Genomic DNA, 18,823 nt, shown 5'->3' with positions numbered 1-18,823 from the left:
GGCGCCCGCGACCTCGGCTCCGACGCCCGCTCCAGCCGACCAGAACGGCGGCTCCACCTCGACCTCGGCGCCCGCGACCTCGGCTCCGACGCCCGCTCCAGCCGACCAGAACGGCGGCTCCGGCTCAACGTCGGCGCCGCCCAGCCCGACCCCGTCTGGCCAGAGCGGCGGCTCAGGCTCGGGGCAGTAGGCCGACCTTCGCGCTAGCGGATCAGCTGCACGCCGAGCTGGAAGCCGCCCGGTCCGGGGGTGTCCGTGACCGGCCCGACCGTCATGAGCCGACGCCAGACGCCGGTGATGTCCTTGCCTCCGAAACAGTCCGTCAGCTGGAAGCCTGCGAACCCGATGATGTGGTACCAGGCGTTGGCGCCCGTGCCGCCCGCCGTGTCCCAGACCGGGACGGTCACGACAACGTTGTTTTGGATGTAGTTCGAGCAGTCAGCGCTTGCCTTGTTGCCGGGCAGGCTCCCGATCTTGTCGGCACTCCCGGACAGTCCGACGCTCGTGCAGCAGCCGTAACTGTTCATCGGCGGGCCGATCTCGCTCTGGAGGAACGTCGCTGATTCCTGACACCCGTTGTTGGGATCCATCCCCAGCCCGAAGCCGCTGCACTTGCCGGTGGCTCCGAACTTGAGCCACCCGAAGCCGCCGGGGACATTGAGATTGCCTGGCGTCAGCCGCTGCGCGTAGCAGGGATCGGAGGGTGTCGTGGTGTTGATGGGGCCCGAGCAGTACGGATGGGTCGAGAAGAAGCTCGACGCGATCCCGGCCGGAAAGATGGCCCCGCTCGGCGGCGCGGTGGACCAGCCTCCCCTGGCCGTCGCATCAGCCGCGGCCGACCAGTTCCTGATCCCGGCGATCCCGAGGAAGAATGGCGTCCACGTCCGGCCCGAGGTCACCGTCACGCCGACGGCTCCGACCGGGATGGTCCCGTTGCCGACGTAGCTCGCGGCCGCTCCGGCACTTGGGACGATCGTCCCGTTGCTGTCCACGTACACGGGCCCGCCCGCTGTCCCGAAGGTGATCGGGGCCGCGCCGTTGATGTTGAGCGTGTTCGTGATGGCCAGCCTGACGTTGGCGTCCGTGCCGTTGGCCGTGTCACCGCCGATCCACTCGGCGATCACGCGTGCACCCGCGAGCGCCGCGAAGTCGGACGCGTTCTGGGAGGCGCGCCGCTGGGTCAGTGCGTAACCGCCATCGATGACGAGGCCGAGGGCGAGGATGATCGCCGTGGCCGAGAGGGCGAAGAGCGCAAGGATCTGGCCGCTGGAACGTGACCTGACGCCTCGACGAAGCATGTTCGACTCCTAGTTGATGACCATCGAGGCCGACCCGTAGATGGTCGTCGGTCCGATGACCTGTCCGACGATCGGGGTGAGCGGCTGGTAGGTGAGGGCGACGCGCACCGAGATGACATTGCCGGTGACGCCGGTCCCACCCGTCCCGGCGGTGCACGCGGTGCCGCTGGTCCAGGCGCCGCTGGGCACCGTGCTCGGTGGATCGCAGCTGATGTACATCTGCGAGCTCACGATGTTCGCGAAGGGCGTGACCATCCGATCCGCGGCGGAAAGAACATCCGCCTTGAGCGTCGCGGCCGTGGCCGGGCAGGTGGGACCGCCGGGCTGCCCGCAGCTCGGGTCGACCTTGCCAAGCCAGCTCGCCTCGACCGATCCTGTTCGCGCCCCCTCGCGGGCGGCCTGCGACAGGACACTGCTCATGTAGACGAACCGACCGCCGTCGATGATCCCGAAGACCATCAGGAGAAACACGGGCACCACGAGGGCGAACTCGACGAGACCCTGTCCGGACCGGCCGGCCCTCCGGTGAGCGTCGGAGGCTGATCGATGGCGCACGGCGATCGTCACTGGAGCGTGATCGTCTGTGTGGATTGGCCGCTCCCGGCGTCGTTCGAGACGGTCAGCCGGACGCGAACCGTCGTCCCCGGCGCGGAGTGCACGTACTGGTGCGTCGTGGTCGGGGCGTCGGGTCCCGTGGCGCCGTCGCCGAAGTCCCAAGTGTAGTGGGGATGGCAAGCCTCGACTCCCATGTTCGTGCTTGCCGAGGCGTCGAAGCCGAAGATCGTCCCGCTCGAGCCGGCGCTCCCGGTCGGCGGCGCGATCGAGAATGCCGCGTGCGGAGCAAGGCAGGTGGTCGACAGGGGGACCGTCACGGTCGAAGTGGTCGTCGCCGTTCCGCCCTGGTTGGTCACGGTCAGGGTCACCACATAGACGCCTGGAAACGCGTACGTGTGGACCGTTCCCGTGGCGTAGCTCACGTCCGTCGTGCCGTCGCCGAAGGACCAGTTGTAGCCCGAGATGTGGCACAGGCCGCTCGAGGGCTGGGACGCCGAGCCGTCGACGTCGATCGTCAGGCCGGAGCCGGCCACGGACATGACCGCGCTCGATGGGGCCGCACAGCCGGGCGGCTGCGTGGCCGAGCTGTTCGGCGCGAGGCCGAGGGCCACTGCGGATGCCGAGGTGGACATCGTGAAGTTGTTGCCGAGGAGCCCATTCATCCACGGCGTGAGGAAGCTGAACACCTCGCTCGCGGTCACGGTCACCGTGTAGCCCGGGCCGCCCCCGCCGGGGGCGCCGCTGCACGGGATCGTCGCTCCGGTCGTGTCGACGCACGCGGTCGTCACCGCGATCGGATGCTCACCGCCCTGGGCCTGGGAGTTGGCCTCGGCGGTGGCGCGGGTCGTGATAGCGGCGAGATTCGTGGGATCGACTGCCGCATAGGCGGCGCCTTCGCGTGCGGCGTTGGTTATCTGGATGTAGGAGAAGAAGAGACGCCCGAAGTCCACCGTGACGAGGAGCAGGAGCATGAACAACGGCAGCAGGACCGCGAACTCGACGACCGACTGCCCGGCCCCGCGTTCGAAGGCGAGACGTGCCGAGGATCGTGAGTCAGACCGATGGATAAGGGCCACGTTGCTGCTAACGAACGACGTGCCCTCCCGTTATGAGGGCCGTGCCTCGGTTCAGTGCGCCTTGGCGTGTCCGTTGGCGGCGGCGTTGCCGTTCCCGGGCGGGCTCGCCGTCGGCTTGCCGTTCCCTGGCGGGCTCGCCGTCGGCTTGCCATTGCCTGCGTCGGCGGGCTTCCCGTTCCCGGGCGGGCTCGCGGGCGGCTTCCCGTTCGCGAGCGAAGCAATGAGTCGGTCGAGGTCGCTCGTGAGCTGGCGGAACAGGTTCTCGTTGGCGGCGGGTATGACGCTCGCCATGGTCGACAGTTCGAATGCCTGGGACCGCAGGAGGATCCCCGCCGTCACGAGATCTGCGCCGGGCATGTGGAGCTCTGCCTCGAGGGCGGCCAGATCGGTCCCATACCTCATCAACACCGCAGCGAGCGCCGATGGGTCACCGGATCGAGCAGTCGTGGTCACGCTCTGGAGGTCGGCGGCAGATCGATCGAGATACGCCGTGATGCTCGCCGCCGTGGCGGCCACCGGACTGCCCAGTCCTCCAGCCGCGAGGCTGCTCGCTGGCGACGGCTCGCCCGGCCGGACGCCGGTCGCGACCAACCCGACGATGATGACCATCGCGAACGCGACGACCACCGGCATACTTCGCCGCGCTCGAGCGCCGGTTCCTCGAACGGAAGCGACTGTTACCGGCGCGAGAGCCGAACCCGCGATGAGTACCTGCGCGCGGACCCTCGCGATAGCATCGGGGTCGATACGAAACGCTCCGTCGATCCGCCTTGCAAGCTCACGCTCGGCGCGCTGGTGGGCGAGCCTGGCCAGGGCTGATCCGAACGGGAGGGATGCACGCCAGCTCATGCGCCGGCTCCCTCCGCGCCGGCAAGCTCGATCCGTAGTGCGAGGCTGCTGCGCAGCGTCTGCATCGCTCGGAACTGGAGTGCGCGGATCGTTCCCTCGCGCTTGTCCATGAGCAGGCCGATCTCGCGGGGCGAGAGGCCGGCGAAGAACCGATACACGATCACATCGCGCTGATCCGGCGTGAGCAGATCGAGGGCGGCGCGAACCGCGTCCATCTCTGCCGCCGATTCCGCAAGTTCGGCTGGTCCCAGCTGGGCATCCGACAGGTCAAAGACGTCGTCGAGCGAGGCGTGGTCGTGACGGGTCCGCTCGTAGTCAATGACGGCGTTCCGGGCGATCCGGAAGAGCCACGCCTTGAACGGCATGCCACGGGCCTCGTAGCGTGGCAATGCCTCGATCATCTTGAGGAAGATCCGCTGGAGGAGGTCCTCGGCGTCGGATGACCTGCGAAGCCGCTGAAGCACGAACCGGTAGACCCGACCGGCATACAGGTCGTAGATCTCGGCAAGCGCGGCAGAGTCACCCGCACGCGCCCGCGCGACGATTCGATCGACAACAGCCTCATGTACAGCATCAACGACTCGGAACACGAGTCGTTACGCTCGAACCGGGGCTTGCCGATCGATGTCGAGGACGGGCATCGCCTTTTCTCTGTCGGGGGACGGGCGGTCGGGGCGCAGGGAGGCCCGCGGATAGTGCGCCTCGGACCTTGCGCCGGACCTTTCGGCGGGGCCGGAACGCACCGCTCAGGACGGGCGCCGGAAGAGGAGGATCTTGCCGGACGGGGCCGCGCCCGTCCGCATGAGGGGGCGATCGACGAGCGAGAGGATCCGCCCGACGAGATCCGCCCGACGCGGTCCCTTGCGGGCCTCCCGGACCGCGGTCTTCCACGACCGGGCGAACCGTTCGATGTGCGGAAGACCGTGCTCGATCGGATTGTTCGCGACGACCGTGCTCGCCTCCGCGGCGACGAACGCGAGCCCGCCGGCCTCGAGCGCCTCCCGATATCGCTCGAGCGGGCGCGCCGTGGAGCTCGCACCGTCGCGGAGCGGGCGAACGGATGTGTCGAGGAGGAGGGCTGGCTCCACGAGCAGGACGTGGCCGCCGGGCGCCACGGCTCCGGCGACGTTCCGGGCGGCAGCCGCGAAACGGTCTTCGTCGATGATGTGGAGGAGGACGTTGATGATGGTGACGAGATCGTACGGGGCGTCCGTCGGGATGACGCCGCCATCGGCGATGTCGCCGGCGACGAACATGCCGTCCGGGAATCGCTCGCGGAGCCGCTCGACCGCCGACGCGGCGAGGTCGCAGCCGTCCACCCGGTCGGCGCCGAGTCGATGCCAGAACGCGGTCCAGTAGCCGGTGCCGGCCCCCACCTCGAAGACGCGCTTCGGCACCGGCCTCGCGAGTCCGTGGCGCCGGACGAACGCCTGGAGGTTCCGCTCGAGTACGCGATAGAGCCACACGTTGAGCTCGACCGGCAGGGCGGATTGGCCGACGGACCGGAGGGACCCCTCCGCGTGGAGGCGCGACCAGTACGCGCGCGGGTCGTACGCCTCCGGCGGCGTCACTCGAGGCCGTCCCGGAGGTGGCGGGCCATCCGCCGAGCGGCTCGGGCGCGGTGCGAGATCGCGTGCTTCTCCGCCGGGCTGTACTGGCCGAGGGTCCGGCCGCCTGGCGGCTCGGCTGCCGGCTCGAAGATGGGATCGTAGCCGAACCCGCCGCTGCCGCGCGGCAGCGAGGCGATCCTGCCGCGGCACGTGCCGCGCGCGGTCCGTACCGCCATCCCGCCCCGCGGCCCGGTCCGTGCCGGATCGGCGAGCACGAGGACGCAGACGTAGCGGGCGCCGCGCCGCCCCGGCGGCAGCCCGTCGAGCGCGGCGAGGAGCCTGGCGTTGTTCTCCGCATCCGTCGCGTCGTCGCCGGCGTAGCGCCGCGTCCGGACGCCGGGCCCTCCGCCGAGCGCGTCGACCTCGATCCCCGAATCGTCGGCGAGGGTGGCGATCCCGGAGCGTTGGGCGTAGATCCTGGCCTTGAGCCGGGCGTTCGCCTCGAACGTCATCCCGGTCTCCTCCACCTCGTCGGCGATGCCGAGATCGTCGAGGGAGACGAGGGTGGGCGCGATGGGCCCGAGGAGCTCGCGAAGCTCGCGGAGCTTGTGGGCGGAGCGTGTCGCGACGAGGAGCCGGCCGCCGCCGACGGTGTGGTCGGCGATGCCGGCGCGACCGTGCGTCACCGGCGGACCGTGGCGATCGCCTCCGCCTGGGCGGCGAAGAGGCGGTCCAGGCCGCGTCCGGCGAGGTCGAGCAGCCCGTTCATCGCCGCCCGATCGAACGGTTTCCCCTCCGCCGTGCCCTGCAGCTCGACGTACGTCCCGGCGTCCGTGCCGACGACATTGAAGTCGACATCCGCCCGGGAGTCCTCGCTGTAGTCGAGGTCGAGGAGCGGTCGCCCGTCGACGATCCCGACGCTGATCGCCGCGATCTTGGCGACGAGGTGGCGCTCCATGCCGTGGCTGATGAGGGCGGCCGCGAGGGCGACATAGCCCCCGGTGATCGAGGCGGTCCGCGTGCCGCCGTCCGCCTGGAGGACGTCGCAGTCCACGGTGATCGTCCGCTCGCCGATCCGGGCAAGGTCCACGACGCCGCGAAGCGAGCGGCCGATGAGCCGCTGGATCTCGTGGGTCCGGCCGCCGATCCGGCCCTTGACGGACTCGCGGTCCGTCCGCTCGGACGTCGCCCGCGGGAGCATCGCGTACTCGGCGGTGATCCAGCCCGTGCCCTTGCCGCGGAGATGGGGCGGGACGCGGTCCGCGATCGTGGCGGCGCACAGGACCTCCGTGTCACCGACGCGGATCCGGCACGACCCTTCTGCCCACTTCTGAACGCCCAGGGTGAACGTCACCTGGCGCGGTTCGTCCGGTCCGCGTCCGTCCGTGCGGATCGTCGGCGGTCGGTTCCCGATCGTCATCGTCGTATCTCCCTCATCCGGTCGCCGCCTTGGCAGCGTCCCACAGCGCATCGAGCGCGTCGAAGTCCAGGTCGCGGAGCGCGACGCCCCGCTCTCGGGCGAGCCGTTCGACCTCGCCGAACCGCCGCCGGAACTTGCCGTTCGCCTCGCGCAGGGCGGCCTCCGCCTGGATGCCGTGCTTGCGGCCGACGTTGACGAGGACCATGAGGAGGTCGCCGAGCTCCTCCCGCCGGTTCGCGTCCGAGTCGGCTGCGAGCAGTTCCCCGAGCTCTTCGTGGACCTTGTCGATGACGCCGTCGATCGTGGGCCAGTCGTAGCCGAGGTTGGCCGCCCGCTCCTGCATCTCCTGGCTCGCGGCGAGGGCCGGGAGGGAAGGGCTGATCCCGTCGAGTGCGCTCTTTGGGGCCTCGGCTGCCTCGGCCGCCTCGGCGCGCTCGGCGGCCTTGATCCGCTCCCATTGACGGTTCACGTCGCTCGCCGTGCGGGCCTCGGCGTCGCCGAAGACATGGGGATGCCGGCGGACGATCTTCGCCCCGATCGCCGCCTCGACATCCGCCAGGTCGAAGACGCCGGCCTCTGCCGCGAGCTGGGCGTGGAGGACGATCTGGAGGAGGAGGTCGCCGAGCTCCTCGGCGAGGGCTGGCGAGGCGCCGGACGCGAGGGCGTCGTACACCTCGTACGTCTCCTCGAGGAGATGGCCGCGGAGCGAATCGTGGGTCTGCTCGCGGTCCCACGGACAGCCATCCGGCGCCCGGAGCCGATCCGAGAGCCATGGCAGGGACCATGGGCTCGCCGGGGCGAGCTCCGGCGGGACCGGGGCGAGGTAGAGGGGTGCCGTGAGATCGTCCGGCACGAGGTCTCCGACGACGGTTCCGACCGCCACCCCGAAGCGCCCGACCGAGTGGTCGGCGGGATACAGGCGGCCGACGACCGCCAGCGGATCCTGGCCGCGCGGACCGTGGCGACCCGGCAGCGGTCGGACGGGGCCGTCGTTCGCGGTGCCGAGGATCACCGCCGGCACGACGAGGACCGGCCGCGTTGGATCGATCGGCGTCCCGACGAGTCGCTCGGCGATGACGACCTGGAGCCCTGCGGCGGGGTCAAGACCCCAGCGGACCCGCGCCTCCGCGACGAGCGCGTCGAGCATCGGAGGCCGGTCAGCCGCCGGGGATGCTGGAGCCGGAGCTGGAGACGGTGAACGCCGGATCCGTGGTGATCGTCGCCTTCGCCCGCTGGGCGTTGTACCAGTTCTGGAACGCGCTCGACTTGAGGGTCGCGATCTGGCTCGCGTCGGGCAGGCGCGTCTGCTCGTCGACCACCTTGTAGAGGTAGACGTTGTTGCCGTCCGTCACGACGGCGGAGACCTTGCCGACCGCGGTCGCGGTGATCGCGTCCTCCAGCTTCTGGCTCAGCTGGTACGGTGCGACCCAGCCCATGTCGCCGCCAGTGCTCGCGTTCGCCGCCGTCGAGTTCGCCTTCGCGAGGGCGGCGAAATCGGCTCCGGGTTTGGCGAGCTGGAGGGCCAGGCCGTTCATCGCGGTGAGCGCCGGCGGGCGCCGGCCGAGGAACTCGATGACATGCCAGCCGAACTGGGTCTGGACGGGGGGGAGGATCTCGCCCTTGACGAGGCCCGGCTTGAAGATCGCGTCGCCGAACGGCTTGACGAGGCCGTTCTGGCTCAGGTAGCCGAGGTTGCCGCCGTTTGCCGCCGAGCCCGTGTCCGCGCTGTCGCGCCTGGCGATCGCGGCGAACTGCGTCGGGTCCTTGAGGAGGGCGTAGTACGTCGCGAGCGCCCGCTGGTGGGCGACCTCCCAGCCCGGATCGCCGGACGGCACGGGCGAGCCATTGCCGCTCGCGCTGTACGGGAGGTAGAGGATGTGGGCTGCGTCCACCTGGTCGGTGAGGATCGGCGCCTTCGTCGTCTGGTCGATCTGCTGGGTCATCATGATCTCGAGGACGTGGCGCTGGAGGGACGGCTTCGTCGTGGCGTCGGCGACGATCCTGTCCGAGAGCGCCGTGCGGACGAGGTCGCCCTCGGCCGCCACGCGGTAGGTATCGAGCGAGATGCCAGCGGCCGTGATCGACTGCTGGTAGTTCGGGTCGATGGACTGCGGGATGATCTGGGTCACCCGACCGATGCGGAACGTCCCGTCCGCGCCCTTGATGACGCCCGTGAACCCGTTCGCCGGCAGCGCGAAGAGGGCGTTGAGGAGGGCCGCGTCGATGACGCTGCCGTCCTTCTCCGTGAAGCCCTGGTCGCCGGCGGTCGTGTCGTTGGGAGTCACCTGCTTCGCGACGGTCTCCCAGGTGGTTCCGGCCTTGAGCGCTGCCTCGGCGGCGTTGATCGTCGTCTGCGCCGTGGTCAGCTGGAGCGGAGTCGGCGTCGTCGCCGGGGCGGTCACCTGGGGCTTCACCTCGAGGATCCAGATGTGGCGGGCCTCGGCTGTCGTCGCCTCGAGGGCGAGGCGAGCGTCGATCTGGGCCGCCGTCACGGCGATGCCCTTCTGGCTCGCGAGTTCGTTCATGAGCTCGTTGTCGATGAGGCTCTGGAGCGACTGCGCGACAAACGTGTTCGTGTTCGTCTTCACCCGCTCGAGGGAGGCGATCTGCTGGTCCGAGGTGGCCTTGGACAGTCGACCGCTGCTCACCGCGTTGCGGAGCTGCGATTCGAGCGAGTTGATCCGCCAGGTGTCGATCGCGATGCGAGCGCGAAGGTCGTCCTTGGAGATCGAGTGGCCGTTGACCGTCGCCACGGGGGCGAGGTGGTCGCTGTAGTAGCTCACCCCGGCCGCGACGGCGAGGATGACGAGGGCGATGACGAGGATCGCCCCGAAGGCGAGGTTCGTGTAGAGCGTCCGGCGACTGCCGTGGCGTGAGCGATCGATCCGACGCGAGGCTGATCGGAGGGTCATGCGGGTTCAGTGATCCTTGTCAAGGAAGAGGGTCGACATCAGGGGGGTGGGTCGACGGCCGGTCGGCCGGACCGGACGGTATGCTACCGCATCGCTCCCCGGCGGCCCGGATCATGCCCCTGCCCTGGGGCGCGAGTCGTATCAGTCCGTCCAGCCGGCACCGAGCCGAAGCACCTGCCGGGAGCGCGTCCGCCGCCCGCGCGAACTGTCCGTCGTGTCGACGACGAGCGGCGCCCGCTCATAGACGGCGGCCCAGTCGATCGCCGCGTGCGGCGTCACGACGACAACGACATCACGGTCGGCGAGGATGGCGTCGAGGTCCACGGACTCGAGCTCCGCCCCGTCCGAGGCGGTGAAGCGGGCGACATGAGGATCGTGGTAGGCGACGACCGCCCCCCGCGCCCGGAGGCCGGCGATGATGTCCGCGGCCGGCGAGTTGCGTGGATCCCGGACGTTCGGCTTGAAGGCCACGCCGAGCACGCCCACCCGCGCGCCGCGGAGGGCTCGTCCGCGATCGTTGAGGGCCTCGGCCACGAGGTCGACGACGTGGCGCGGCATGGCGAGGTTGATGTCGCCGGCGAGCTCTACGAAGCGGTCGACGAAATCGAACTCCCGGGCACGCCAGGCGAGGTAGTAGGGGTCCACCGGGATGCAGTGACCGCCGACGCCGGGGCCCGGCCGGAACGGCATGAATCCGAACGGCTTCGTCGCCGCGGCGTCGATCACCTCCCATACGTCGAGACCCATCCGTTCGCAGAGCAGAGCGAGCTGGTTGACGAGGGCGATGTTTACGTTGCGGAACACGTTCTCCAGGAGCTTCGCGAGCTCGGCCGCGTCCGGCGAGGAGAGCTCGTGGACGGTCGTGTTGATCGTCCGGAGGAGGACCGCCGCGCGGGCCGTGGCCGCCGGAGTGCTTCCGCCGACGAGGCGTGGGACGTCCCGGCGGGCACTCGCCGGGTCGCCCGGGTTGACCCGCTCGGGCGCGAAGGCGAGGTCGAAATCGCGGCCGGCGAGGAGGCCGGAGCCCTCGAGGGCGACCCGGAAGGGTCCGCTGGTCGTGCCGGGGAACGTCGTCGACTGGAGGACGACGAGCTGCCCGGCGCGCAGGTGGGACGCCACCAGGTCGGCCGCGGCGAGGACCGGGCCGAGATCCGGATCCTTCGACTGGGTGATCGGGGTCGGGACGCAGACGAAGATGCTGTCGGCGGCGGCGAGGTCGGCATCCGCCGAGGTCACGATCCGGAACCCGTCGGCGAGGCCACGGCCGAGGCGCGCGTCGTCGATATCGTCGATGGGGGAGCGGCCGGCCTGCAGCTCCTCGACGCGGGGGCCGCTCGCGTCCACGCCGATCACCTCGTGGCCCGCCTCGAGGAAGGCGAGGGCGAGCGGCAGGCCGACGTAGCCGAGGCCGATGATGGCCACCCGGGTCATGGGACGGAGGATAGCGGCGCGGAGGGGCTGGAGGGGGCCGACGGCACGGCTCGGGACGCGAGGCGTTCGATCAGCTTCTCGAGCGCCTCGGCCGAGTGCTCCCACGAGAGCTCCCGGATCCGGGAGAGGGTCGTCGCGACGGCGTGGTCGCGAGCCGCCGCGTCGTCCACGAGGGCGAGGATAGACCGGGCGAGGTCCCCCGCATCGCCCGGCTCGTACGTCGCGACGCCACCGGACGGGAAGGTCCGTTCGACCATCGGCAGTCGCGACGCGACGACGGGCTTGCCCATTGCGCCGTACTCGAAGATCTTCGTGGAGAGGGACGCGTCCGTGAACGGATCGCGGCGGGTGGGGGCGAGGCCGATGTCCGCCCCGGCGATCGCGGCCGGGACGTCCTCGATGGGGATGCGGCCGGGGAAGGCGACCCGTTCGGCGAGACCGAGCTCGGCCGCGCGGACCTCGAGCGTGGCGGCCGAATCGCCCCGACCGTAGACCTTGAGTGCGACGGGCAGTCCGGGTCGGGCGCGCCGGAGGGTCGCGACCGCCTCGAGGACGACGTCGAGCTCGTAGGTCGGCGTGAGCGCGCCGGCGTAGACGAGGCGCAGCGTCCCGTCCGCCATGAAGGCGCGGGCCGGGTGGAGGGCCGGATCGAAGCGCTCCAGGGATGGGCTGTTGAGGAGGACCGTGATCCGGTCGCGGCGGACGCCCCGGGCGACGAGTCGATCGGCGAGGGCGTCGTTGACCGTCATGACGGCACTCGCGCAGCCGATCGAGATCCGCTCGGCGAGGAGGAGGATCCGATAGGAGGCTGGGTTCGCGAGGCGCCGGAATCGCATCCGGAAGAAATCCGGCATCGCCTCATGGAGGTCGAGGATGACCGGCACGCCGGCGAGGCGAAGAGGAAGCGCAGCCGCCACGAGGAAGTCCGGCAGGGTGTGGACCTCCGCGACCGCGTAGCGACGACGGCGGTGGGCCCTGGTGGCCGTCCAGCCGGCCCGCACGAGGAACGAGAGGTACTCGCGGAGATAGGTGACGATCCCGGCGCCCTGGTGACGCTGGACGTCGAGGCGAACGATGCGGACCCCGGCGAGCGTGCCGGTCGACGGATCGCCGGGACGGCGGAGGGAGTAGACGTCCACCGGTCGCCCGCGCGCAACGAGGGACTCGGCCTGGCGCCGGACGCGCGAGTCCTCGTCGTAATAGGCGTGGACGATCATGCAGACGGGCCGGGCGGGGGCCGGTCTCGGCCGTCCGTCGGCCTCGGGGCCGGAACTCACGGGAGCATGCTACCCTCCGGACGCGCATGGACATCACCAACGACATCCCGGTCGCATACCGGACGACGGCCACCCGTCCCGGACCGATCGGACTCGTCGGCGAGGCGCTGGCTGAGGTCAGGTCGCGCCGCCGCCTCATCGCCTACCTGGCCCGGGCGGATCTCAAGAAGAAGGGCACGGACACCCTCTTCGGGAACATCTGGTGGATCCTCGATCCGCTCCTCCAGATGGCCGTCTACGTCGTCCTCGTGACGCTCGTCTTCCAGCGCACGACGCCTGCGTATCCGCTCTTCATCTTCGCGGCGATCCTGCCGTGGAAGTGGTTCTCCACCTCCATGAGCGACTCGATCAGCTCCGTGAGCGGCCAGGACAAGCTCATCAAGCAGATCCAGTTCCCCAAGGTGGTCCTGCCGCTGTCCGCGCTCCTCAGCGCGGTCGTCCAGTTCGCCTTCGGGATCATCCCGCTCACCGGGATGCTCGTCCTGCTCTATCCGGACCGGATCCACATCACCCTGCTGTACATCCCGCTCATCGCCGCGGTCCAGTTCGTGTTCACCCTCGGGATGGGGTTCGTCGTCTCCGCGCTCAACGTCTTCTTCCGCGATGTCGGCAACCTCGCCCGACATCTGCTCCGCCTGTGGTTCTACCTGTCGCCGGGGCTGTGGGGCCAGCCGGAGTTCGCGTCCCTCGCCGACAAGCACCCCACGATCTTCCACCTCATGCAGCTGAACCCGTTCTTCTGGCTGTTCGACTCGTACCGCAACGCGATCTACTACGGGACCGCCCCCGACTTCGTGAACCTCGGTGTCGTCCTCGTCGGGAGCGCCCTCCTCCTCGTCGTCGCGACGATGTTCTTCAAGCGCCTCGAGCCCGCCTTCGCGAAGGTCCTCTGATGGGCCTCCGGAACGGCGGGTCGAAGAACGGGTCAGGAGCGGCCGCCGGGTCGAAAAACGGGGCCCTTGCCGGCCTCGCCGCGCCCTATGCGATCGATGTGCAGGACCTCGGCGTTCGCTACAACCTGCGGCTGACGAAGAAGAACACCTTCCGCCAGACGCTCGCGACGATGCTCCACCGGGGGGAGGGCGATCGGACGTTCTGGGCGCTCCGCAACGTCTCGTTCCGTCTCGTCCAGGGCGAGTCACTCGCCGTCATCGGCCCGAACGGCGCCGGCAAGAGCACGCTCCTCCAGGTCCTCGCCGGCATCATCACCCCGTCCGAGGGCGCGATCGACGTTCGCGGCCACATCTCGAGCCTGCTCATGCTCGGGGCGGGCTTCGACCAGGAGCTCACCGGCCGCGACAACATCCACCTCGCCGGTGCGTTCATGGGCATCGAGCACGACCAGATGGTGGACGGCATCGATCGGATCATCGATTTCGCGGACATCGGCCAGTTCATCGATGCGCCGATCAAGACGTATTCGTCCGGCATGCGGGCCCGCCTCGGCTTCGCGATCGCGACCTCGGTCGACCCGGACGTCCTCCTCCTCGACGAGGTGCTCGCGACCGGCGATCAGGTCTTCCGTGAGAAGAGCAGGGCGCGGGTCCTTGAGCTCGCCCGGGCAGCGAAGGCGATCGTCCTCGTCACCCACGATATGGAATGGGTGACGGCGTTCTGCAACCGGGCGATGCTCATCGAGCTCGGTCACGTGGTCGCCGAGGGCGACCCGGCCGAGATCGTGCGGATCCACCGTGAGCGCTCGGACGCGGAACGGGCGCGGAAAGCCGCCGAGGCGGCCACGTTCCTCGGCACGAGCGCGGAGACGGCAGCGGCGCTCGGCGTGCCACGCAGCGCGGTCGGGACGCGGCGGTAGCGGCGGAGCGGCGGAGCGGCGGGAACTCGGCCGGGCGCGACCTCTAGTGGTCCACCTCGTCCCAGCGGTCCGCGAGGGCGCGGAGGGTCGTCGGTTCGAGGGGCACCCCGTCATCGAGCAGCGGCGCGAGCGTCGCGACATCGTCGGCCTCGAGGGCGAGCAGCGGGCCGCGCTGCAGGCCGCGGGCGACGCGCTGGTCGAGGACGGCGGCCACCGCCGCAGCGCGGTCAGCCGCGATCATCCGGACGCGCCGGCCCGCGAGCGCGCGGAGGCGGATCGTGCGCATCGGATGGAGGACCAGGCGAAGCATGCGGCCCGCGGACCCGGTCGGGCGAACGGGCCCACCGGCAGCGACCACGGCGGCGCGGTGGGAGGCCTCCGCGTCCACGTCGTGCCACGTCGCGGCGGGCAGCGCATCCCCGCCGTGCGCGGCGGCGATGGAACTGACGATCTCGAGCTCGTCACGGAGGTCGACGGGCAGTGCCGCGATCCGCGTGAGCGCCGCGCGCCGATTGAATCCGACGACGAGCGGCAGTCCGCGGCCGGGAACCGAACCCACGGAACCTTCACCTGCCCGCGGTAGCCGGCGCTGCGGCGGGCGAGGCCTGGGCGTCGCCCCGTCCCGCTCGGTCCGGCCGAACTCGGCCCCGCCGAGCAGCCGCCGGTATTCGGCGATCGTCGCGACGGCGACGGCGGTCGGATTGAACGTCTCGGCGCGGGCCCGGAGTGCCGCCGCGTCGTACGTCAGCCGGCGATCGAGGGTCCGGCCGATCGCCGCGGCAAGGGCGCCGGCCGTCAACCCGTCGGCGACCGTCCCGCAGGTCCCATCCGTCCCGACGATCGATTCGACGCCTCCCGACGGGGTCGCCGCGACCGGCAGTCCCGACGCGAGCGCCTCCGCTGCCACCACCCCGAACGTCTCGCGCGGGCTCGGGTGGACGAAGATCGCTGCGTGCGCCATCGCCGCCGCGACCCCCGCCCGGTCCGTGGCCGGCTCGAAGGCGATGGCGTCGGCGAGCCCGAGCTCGCTCGCAAGGCCGCGGAATCGCGCCTCCTCGTCCGCTGTGGGCGCCGCACCGACGAGCCTGAGGCGAAGGAGCGGCCGTTCGGCGCGCGCGATCGCGAACGCCTGCAGGAGGGTGTCCGTGCCCTTGCTCGCCTTGCGCGCGCCGACCCACAGGAGCTCGTCCGGATCGCGACCGGCGGGCCCCGTCGAGGTGAAGGCGACGAGGTCGACGGGGTTCGGCACGACCCCGATCCGGGCCGGATCCACGACGAGGACCCGGGCCAGGTCGTCGCGGAGCGATGGGCTCACCGCGACCACCCGGCGTGGCCCTTCCAGCAGCGGGCGGTACGCATCGCGGAGGCGCCCGTCGGCAAGGCGGCCGACGATGAGCGAGTCGTGCTCGGTCACGAGGAGCGGGAGGCCGAGCCGATCGGCAAGCCGGCTCGCGGCGAGGCCGTCCGGGATCCCCGTATGGGCGTGGATCAGCGCATAAGGTCGTCGAGCCGCGACCGCTTCGCCGTACGGAACGAGCGTCGCCGCCTGCAGCTCCGCGAGCTCGAGCGGGTCACGCTCCACGCCCGCCACGCTCGGCACGATCGCCGGCAGGCGGACGACCGGCACGCCGGGTGATCCCCAGGAGCGCGGTCGAGCGGCGACCGCCGAACCAGCGACCGCAGCCCACCGCTCGCGCGCCGCCGCGACCGTCGTCGCGGCCTCCGCCGGCCCGTTCACGCCACGGGCGAGCGCCGGTTCCCACGACGCGATCTCGATGTCGATGCCGGCTTCGGTGAGCGCCGTGGCGAGGTCGGCCACGAAGATGCCACGCCCCGGATCGTCGTGGGCCGGGTACCAGCGCGCGGCGAAGAGCACCCTGGAGGGGATCGCGCTCGCCGCCGGCGACGCGATGGCGCCGCTCGCGGGGGATGGCACGACCTGGCCCGCCGGCGAGCTCGCGGTGGCCACGGGAGCAACGACCGTCGACGGCAGGTCCCGGTAGAGGGCGAGGAGTCCCGCCACCTCCGTCTCCCAGTTCCAGCGCCGATGCGCGGCCTCGAGACAGCGAGTCCGGAGTGCCGCACGGTCCGCCGGCGCCAGGTCGACCACCGAACGGATCGCCCGGGCGACATCGTCGACGTCGTCCGGGACGCACGTCGCTCCGAGGGGTCCCGAGGGATCGTCGAGGACGATCCGGTGCATCTCGTCGAAGTCGCTCACGACGACGGGCAGCCCGGCCGCGAGGCACTCGAAGAGCTTGTTCGGGGTGGAGAGACGATGGTTGCGGGTCGAGGCCTGGATCGCCATCACGCCGACGTCGGCCGAGGCGACCCACGGCAGGAGCTCGTCCGGTGGGACGGCGTCGAGGATGTGGAGTCGACCCTCGTACAGCGGGTCGAGGACCATCCGGTCGAGGAGCGCCCGCTGGGAGCCGTAGCCGAGGAAGACGGCATGGACCCGCTCGAGGCTCGGGCGGAGGATCGCCGCGGCGAGCTCCTCCAGGCCGCGGTGGGCCGCGAAGCTTCCGTGGTAGAGGGCGATCGGCGCGTCGACCGGGATGCCGGCAGTCGTGCGGATGAGGTCGGGTCGCGGCGTCGGCGGGTCCCACCTCGCCGGACAGTTGTGGACGACGACCGTCCGGCTCGGTCCGTACCGCCGACCGAGATCGTCCGCGAGCGACTCGTTCACGGTGACGAGCGCCGCGGCCTGGCCCACCCAGCGCCGCTCGCTCCGGGCGAGCCACGCCTTGAGGATCCGTGGCCGGCCGGCGTTCGTGCCGGACTCGAGGAAGATCTCGTGGCTGTCGCAAACAAGCGCTCCGCCGTTCCGGCGCTGCGCCCGCCCGGCCGCCTCGAGTCCGCTCAGATCGTGTCCGTGATAGACGTCCGCGGGCGGCGCCTCGTCGGCCACGCGGTCCGCCCAGCCGAGAACGCTCCATCGCCAGCGGACCGCCCAGTCGATGTTCGACCCGCCCGGCGGGACTCCTCGACCCCGGGCGGCGAGGTGGAACGGGGCCCGGATCGCCGCCCAGACGAGCGTCAGCGCGGCGGCCGCGGCGAGCCCCACCAGCTCGGCGGCGCCCGTCGGGAGGTGGTGGATGGCGCGATTGACGCGCCCGACCCACCAGCGCCGCATCCGCCACGGATAGCGGGCCCACGTCCAGAAGAATCGCCACCGATGGGGGACCGCCACCCGGACGATCTCGAACCCGCCGCGGACCTCTCGATCGCCGACGACGGCGACGGGGTCGCGAGGCCGGGCCATGATCGTGACGGTGTGGCCGGCGGCAACGAGACTCGCGGCCTCGCGGAGGACGCGGGCGTCGTTCCGACAGTCGTTGAAGACGAACATGACGACCCGGCTCATCGGGACGGCACCAGGGTCCGGACGAGCTCGAGGTACGACTGGACCGCGGACTCCCAGTTGTACACGTCGCGGGTGATGGCGAGACATCGCTCCCGCATCGCCGCGACCTCGGCGGGCGCACCGTCGAGCACCTCGCCGAGGGCGCGCGCAAGGTCCGCCGGATCGGACGGGTCGGCGACGGATCCGAGCCCCTCGGTCTCGACGATCCGGCGCATGACGGCGAGATCGCGTCCCACGACGACCGGCGTGCCCGCCGTGAGGCTCTCCCAGAACTTGTTCGGCGTGGAGAGGCGCTGGTTCAGCGAGCGGCCGGGGACGGCGATGATCGAGGCATCGGCGGAGGCGCTCCAGAGCGGGACGTCATCCGGATGGACGGGCGGCAGGGTGAAGTGGCGTCCGACGAACCGGGGGTCCGAGTCGCGAGCGCGAAGCCGATCGGTCCACGGCCCGAATCCGACCATGACGAGCGCCGCGTCGTGGAGGCGCAGCACCGCCTCGGCGGCCTCGTCGAGACCGCGATCGCGACCGAGACGGCCAAGGAACAGGACGATCCGCCGCTCGACCGGGATCCCGGTCGCCGCCCTGATGAGATCCGGCTCCGGATCCGCCGGCACCCATCGCGGCTGACAGTTGAGCAGGACGGTCGGCCGCGCCCCGAGCCGCCACGTCCGGACGAGGTGGTCCGCGATCTCCTCGTTGACGGTGACGACGGCGTCCGCGGCGGCGGCCCAGCGACGCTCGCGGATGCGGTCGGCGAGGAGCAGCGGACGCGGTATCCGCTCCACATTGTTCGACTCGAGGATCACGTCGATCACGTCGTACACCACCCGTCCCGCTCGCCCGTGTCGTCGGGCGTCCCGGGCCAGCGCGATCGCCACCGGCACGGTGAGGATGCCGAAGGCGTGGTAGAGATCGGCCGGCGGGAGCGTCTGCCGCAGGGTGCGCCACCAGCCCCGGACGTGGGCGGGCCAGGCGAGCGCCCGCACCGCGAGATCGGGGATCCGGCGGATCCGGTCGAGCACTCTGCTTCCGCCCGCCTGCTGCCGGCGATCGCGGGCATACCGCGCCCAACCGCCGGAGGGTGCGTAGCGTTCGATCCGCACCGCGCCGTCCGTCCCGGATCGCGGATGGTCGGCATCCGCGACCGCCGCGATCTCCACGTCGTACCCGGCCGCAGCGAGGCTCCGGGCGACGCGGAGCCCGCGCGAATACGGATCGGCTGCGTTCGCGACGAGGAGCACGGCCCGCGGCGGAGTCATGAGCGACCGGTCCGCC

Annotated in this window: 16 protein-coding genes; 2 read left to right on the top strand and 14 right to left on the bottom strand. The window is 71.1% G+C overall.

Annotated features, from left to right (window positions below; all coding sequences use genetic code 11):
* Positions 1–203: 203 nt before the first annotated feature.
* The 12 genes from IVW53_07770 to IVW53_07715 all read right to left on the bottom strand — a co-directional run bounded on the left by IVW53_07770 (position 204) and on the right by IVW53_07715 (position 12,368).
* Positions 204–1,298: a pilus assembly protein gene (locus tag IVW53_07770; GenBank protein ID MBF6605462.1), complete on the bottom strand. Its 1,095-nt coding sequence runs from the start codon at positions 1,296–1,298 to the stop codon at positions 204–206.
* A 9-nt stretch (positions 1,299–1,307) separates the two neighbouring features.
* Positions 1,308–1,853, bottom strand: a complete 546-nt coding sequence (locus tag IVW53_07765) for a pilus assembly protein (GenBank protein ID MBF6605461.1) — start codon at positions 1,851–1,853, stop codon at positions 1,308–1,310.
* Between the two features lie 8 nt (positions 1,854–1,861).
* Entirely contained in the window at positions 1,862–2,929 is a 1,068-nt protein-coding gene (locus IVW53_07760) for a pilus assembly protein (GenBank protein ID MBF6605460.1), read from the bottom strand.
* 51 nt (positions 2,930–2,980) lie between these two features.
* Positions 2,981–3,562 (bottom strand): hypothetical protein, encoded by a 582-nt coding sequence (locus IVW53_07755; GenBank protein MBF6605459.1) that lies wholly within the window; start codon positions 3,560–3,562, stop codon positions 2,981–2,983.
* A 212-nt stretch (positions 3,563–3,774) separates the two neighbouring features.
* Positions 3,775–4,368 (bottom strand): sigma-70 family RNA polymerase sigma factor, encoded by a 594-nt coding sequence (locus IVW53_07750; protein ID MBF6605458.1) that lies wholly within the window; start codon positions 4,366–4,368, stop codon positions 3,775–3,777.
* Positions 4,369–4,524: 156 nt separating this feature from the next.
* On the bottom strand, positions 4,525–5,349 hold the full coding sequence (locus tag IVW53_07745; protein ID MBF6605457.1) for a class I SAM-dependent methyltransferase: 825 nt from the start codon (positions 5,347–5,349) through the stop codon (positions 4,525–4,527).
* Positions 5,346–5,993 carry a non-canonical purine NTP pyrophosphatase gene (locus IVW53_07740; protein ID MBF6605456.1) on the bottom strand — a complete coding sequence of 216 codons (648 nt, stop codon included), beginning with the start codon at positions 5,991–5,993 and terminating at the stop codon, positions 5,346–5,348. The genes IVW53_07745 and IVW53_07740 overlap by 4 nt, the downstream gene beginning before the upstream one ends.
* A 17-nt stretch (positions 5,994–6,010) precedes the next feature.
* The gene (gene rph, locus IVW53_07735) at positions 6,011–6,748 is read right to left on the bottom strand and encodes a ribonuclease PH (protein MBF6605455.1); all 738 of its coding nucleotides are present in this window, start codon (positions 6,746–6,748) and stop codon (positions 6,011–6,013) included.
* Between the two features lie 13 nt (positions 6,749–6,761).
* Positions 6,762–7,895, bottom strand: coding sequence for a nucleoside triphosphate pyrophosphohydrolase (mazG, locus tag IVW53_07730; protein ID MBF6605454.1), 1,134 nt, complete (start codon positions 7,893–7,895; stop codon positions 6,762–6,764).
* A gap of 10 nt (positions 7,896–7,905) precedes the next feature.
* Positions 7,906–9,660, bottom strand: coding sequence for a peptidylprolyl isomerase (locus IVW53_07725; protein MBF6605453.1), 1,755 nt, complete (start codon positions 9,658–9,660; stop codon positions 7,906–7,908).
* 141 nt (positions 9,661–9,801) lie between these two features.
* Positions 9,802–11,091 (bottom strand): nucleotide sugar dehydrogenase, encoded by a 1,290-nt coding sequence (locus tag IVW53_07720; GenBank protein ID MBF6605452.1) that lies wholly within the window; start codon positions 11,089–11,091, stop codon positions 9,802–9,804.
* Entirely contained in the window at positions 11,088–12,368 is a 1,281-nt protein-coding gene (locus tag IVW53_07715) for a glycosyltransferase family 4 protein (protein ID MBF6605451.1), read from the bottom strand. The genes IVW53_07720 and IVW53_07715 overlap by 4 nt, the downstream gene beginning before the upstream one ends.
* Before the next feature lie 26 nt (positions 12,369–12,394).
* Here IVW53_07715 and IVW53_07710 point away from each other — a divergent pair, with 26 nt between their 5' ends.
* Positions 12,395–13,261, top strand: a complete 867-nt coding sequence (locus tag IVW53_07710) for an ABC transporter permease (protein ID MBF6605450.1) — start codon at positions 12,395–12,397, stop codon at positions 13,259–13,261.
* Complete coding sequence (locus IVW53_07705) at positions 13,261–14,181, top strand: ABC transporter ATP-binding protein (GenBank protein MBF6605449.1); 921 nt, start codon at positions 13,261–13,263, stop codon at positions 14,179–14,181. Before IVW53_07710 ends, IVW53_07705 begins: the two co-directional genes overlap by 1 nt.
* A gap of 43 nt (positions 14,182–14,224) precedes the next feature.
* Here IVW53_07705 and IVW53_07700 read toward each other — a convergent pair whose 3' ends face one another.
* A complete protein-coding gene (locus IVW53_07700; GenBank protein MBF6605448.1) occupies positions 14,225–17,548 on the bottom strand; it encodes a glycosyltransferase in 3,324 nt (1,107 codons plus the stop codon).
* Positions 17,545–18,807, bottom strand: coding sequence for a glycosyltransferase (locus IVW53_07695; GenBank protein MBF6605447.1), 1,263 nt, complete (start codon positions 18,805–18,807; stop codon positions 17,545–17,547). Before IVW53_07695 ends, IVW53_07700 begins: the two co-directional genes overlap by 4 nt.
* Positions 18,808–18,823: the final 16 nt, after the last annotated feature.

The organism is Chloroflexota bacterium, assembly GCA_015478725.1.
In the GTDB taxonomy this organism is placed as follows: Bacteria; Chloroflexota; Limnocylindria; order Limnocylindrales; family CSP1-4; genus C-114.
Note: the sequence above shows the minus strand (reverse complement) of the source record. Positions and strands in the feature narration are given on the sequence as shown.

Coding starts and splice junctions, on each gene's coding strand:
- IVW53_07770 (MBF6605462.1), bottom strand. CDS start 1,298: ATGCTTCGTCGAGGCGTCAGGTCACGTTCCAGCGGCCAGATCCTTGCG.
- IVW53_07755 (MBF6605459.1), bottom strand. CDS start 3,562: ATGCCGGTGGTCGTCGCGTTCGCGATGGTCATCATCGTCGGGTTGGTC.
- rph (MBF6605455.1), bottom strand. CDS start 6,748: ATGACGATCGGGAACCGACCGCCGACGATCCGCACGGACGGACGCGGA.
- mazG (MBF6605454.1), bottom strand. CDS start 7,895: ATGCTCGACGCGCTCGTCGCGGAGGCGCGGGTCCGCTGGGGTCTTGAC.
- IVW53_07725 (MBF6605453.1), bottom strand. CDS start 9,660: ATGACCCTCCGATCAGCCTCGCGTCGGATCGATCGCTCACGCCACGGC.
- IVW53_07720 (MBF6605452.1), bottom strand. CDS start 11,091: ATGACCCGGGTGGCCATCATCGGCCTCGGCTACGTCGGCCTGCCGCTC.
- IVW53_07710 (MBF6605450.1), top strand. CDS start 12,395: ATGGACATCACCAACGACATCCCGGTCGCATACCGGACGACGGCCACC.
- IVW53_07705 (MBF6605449.1), top strand. CDS start 13,261: ATGGGCCTCCGGAACGGCGGGTCGAAGAACGGGTCAGGAGCGGCCGCC.
- IVW53_07700 (MBF6605448.1), bottom strand. CDS start 17,548: ATGAGCCGGGTCGTCATGTTCGTCTTCAACGACTGTCGGAACGACGCC.
- IVW53_07695 (MBF6605447.1), bottom strand. CDS start 18,807: ATGACTCCGCCGCGGGCCGTGCTCCTCGTCGCGAACGCAGCCGATCCG.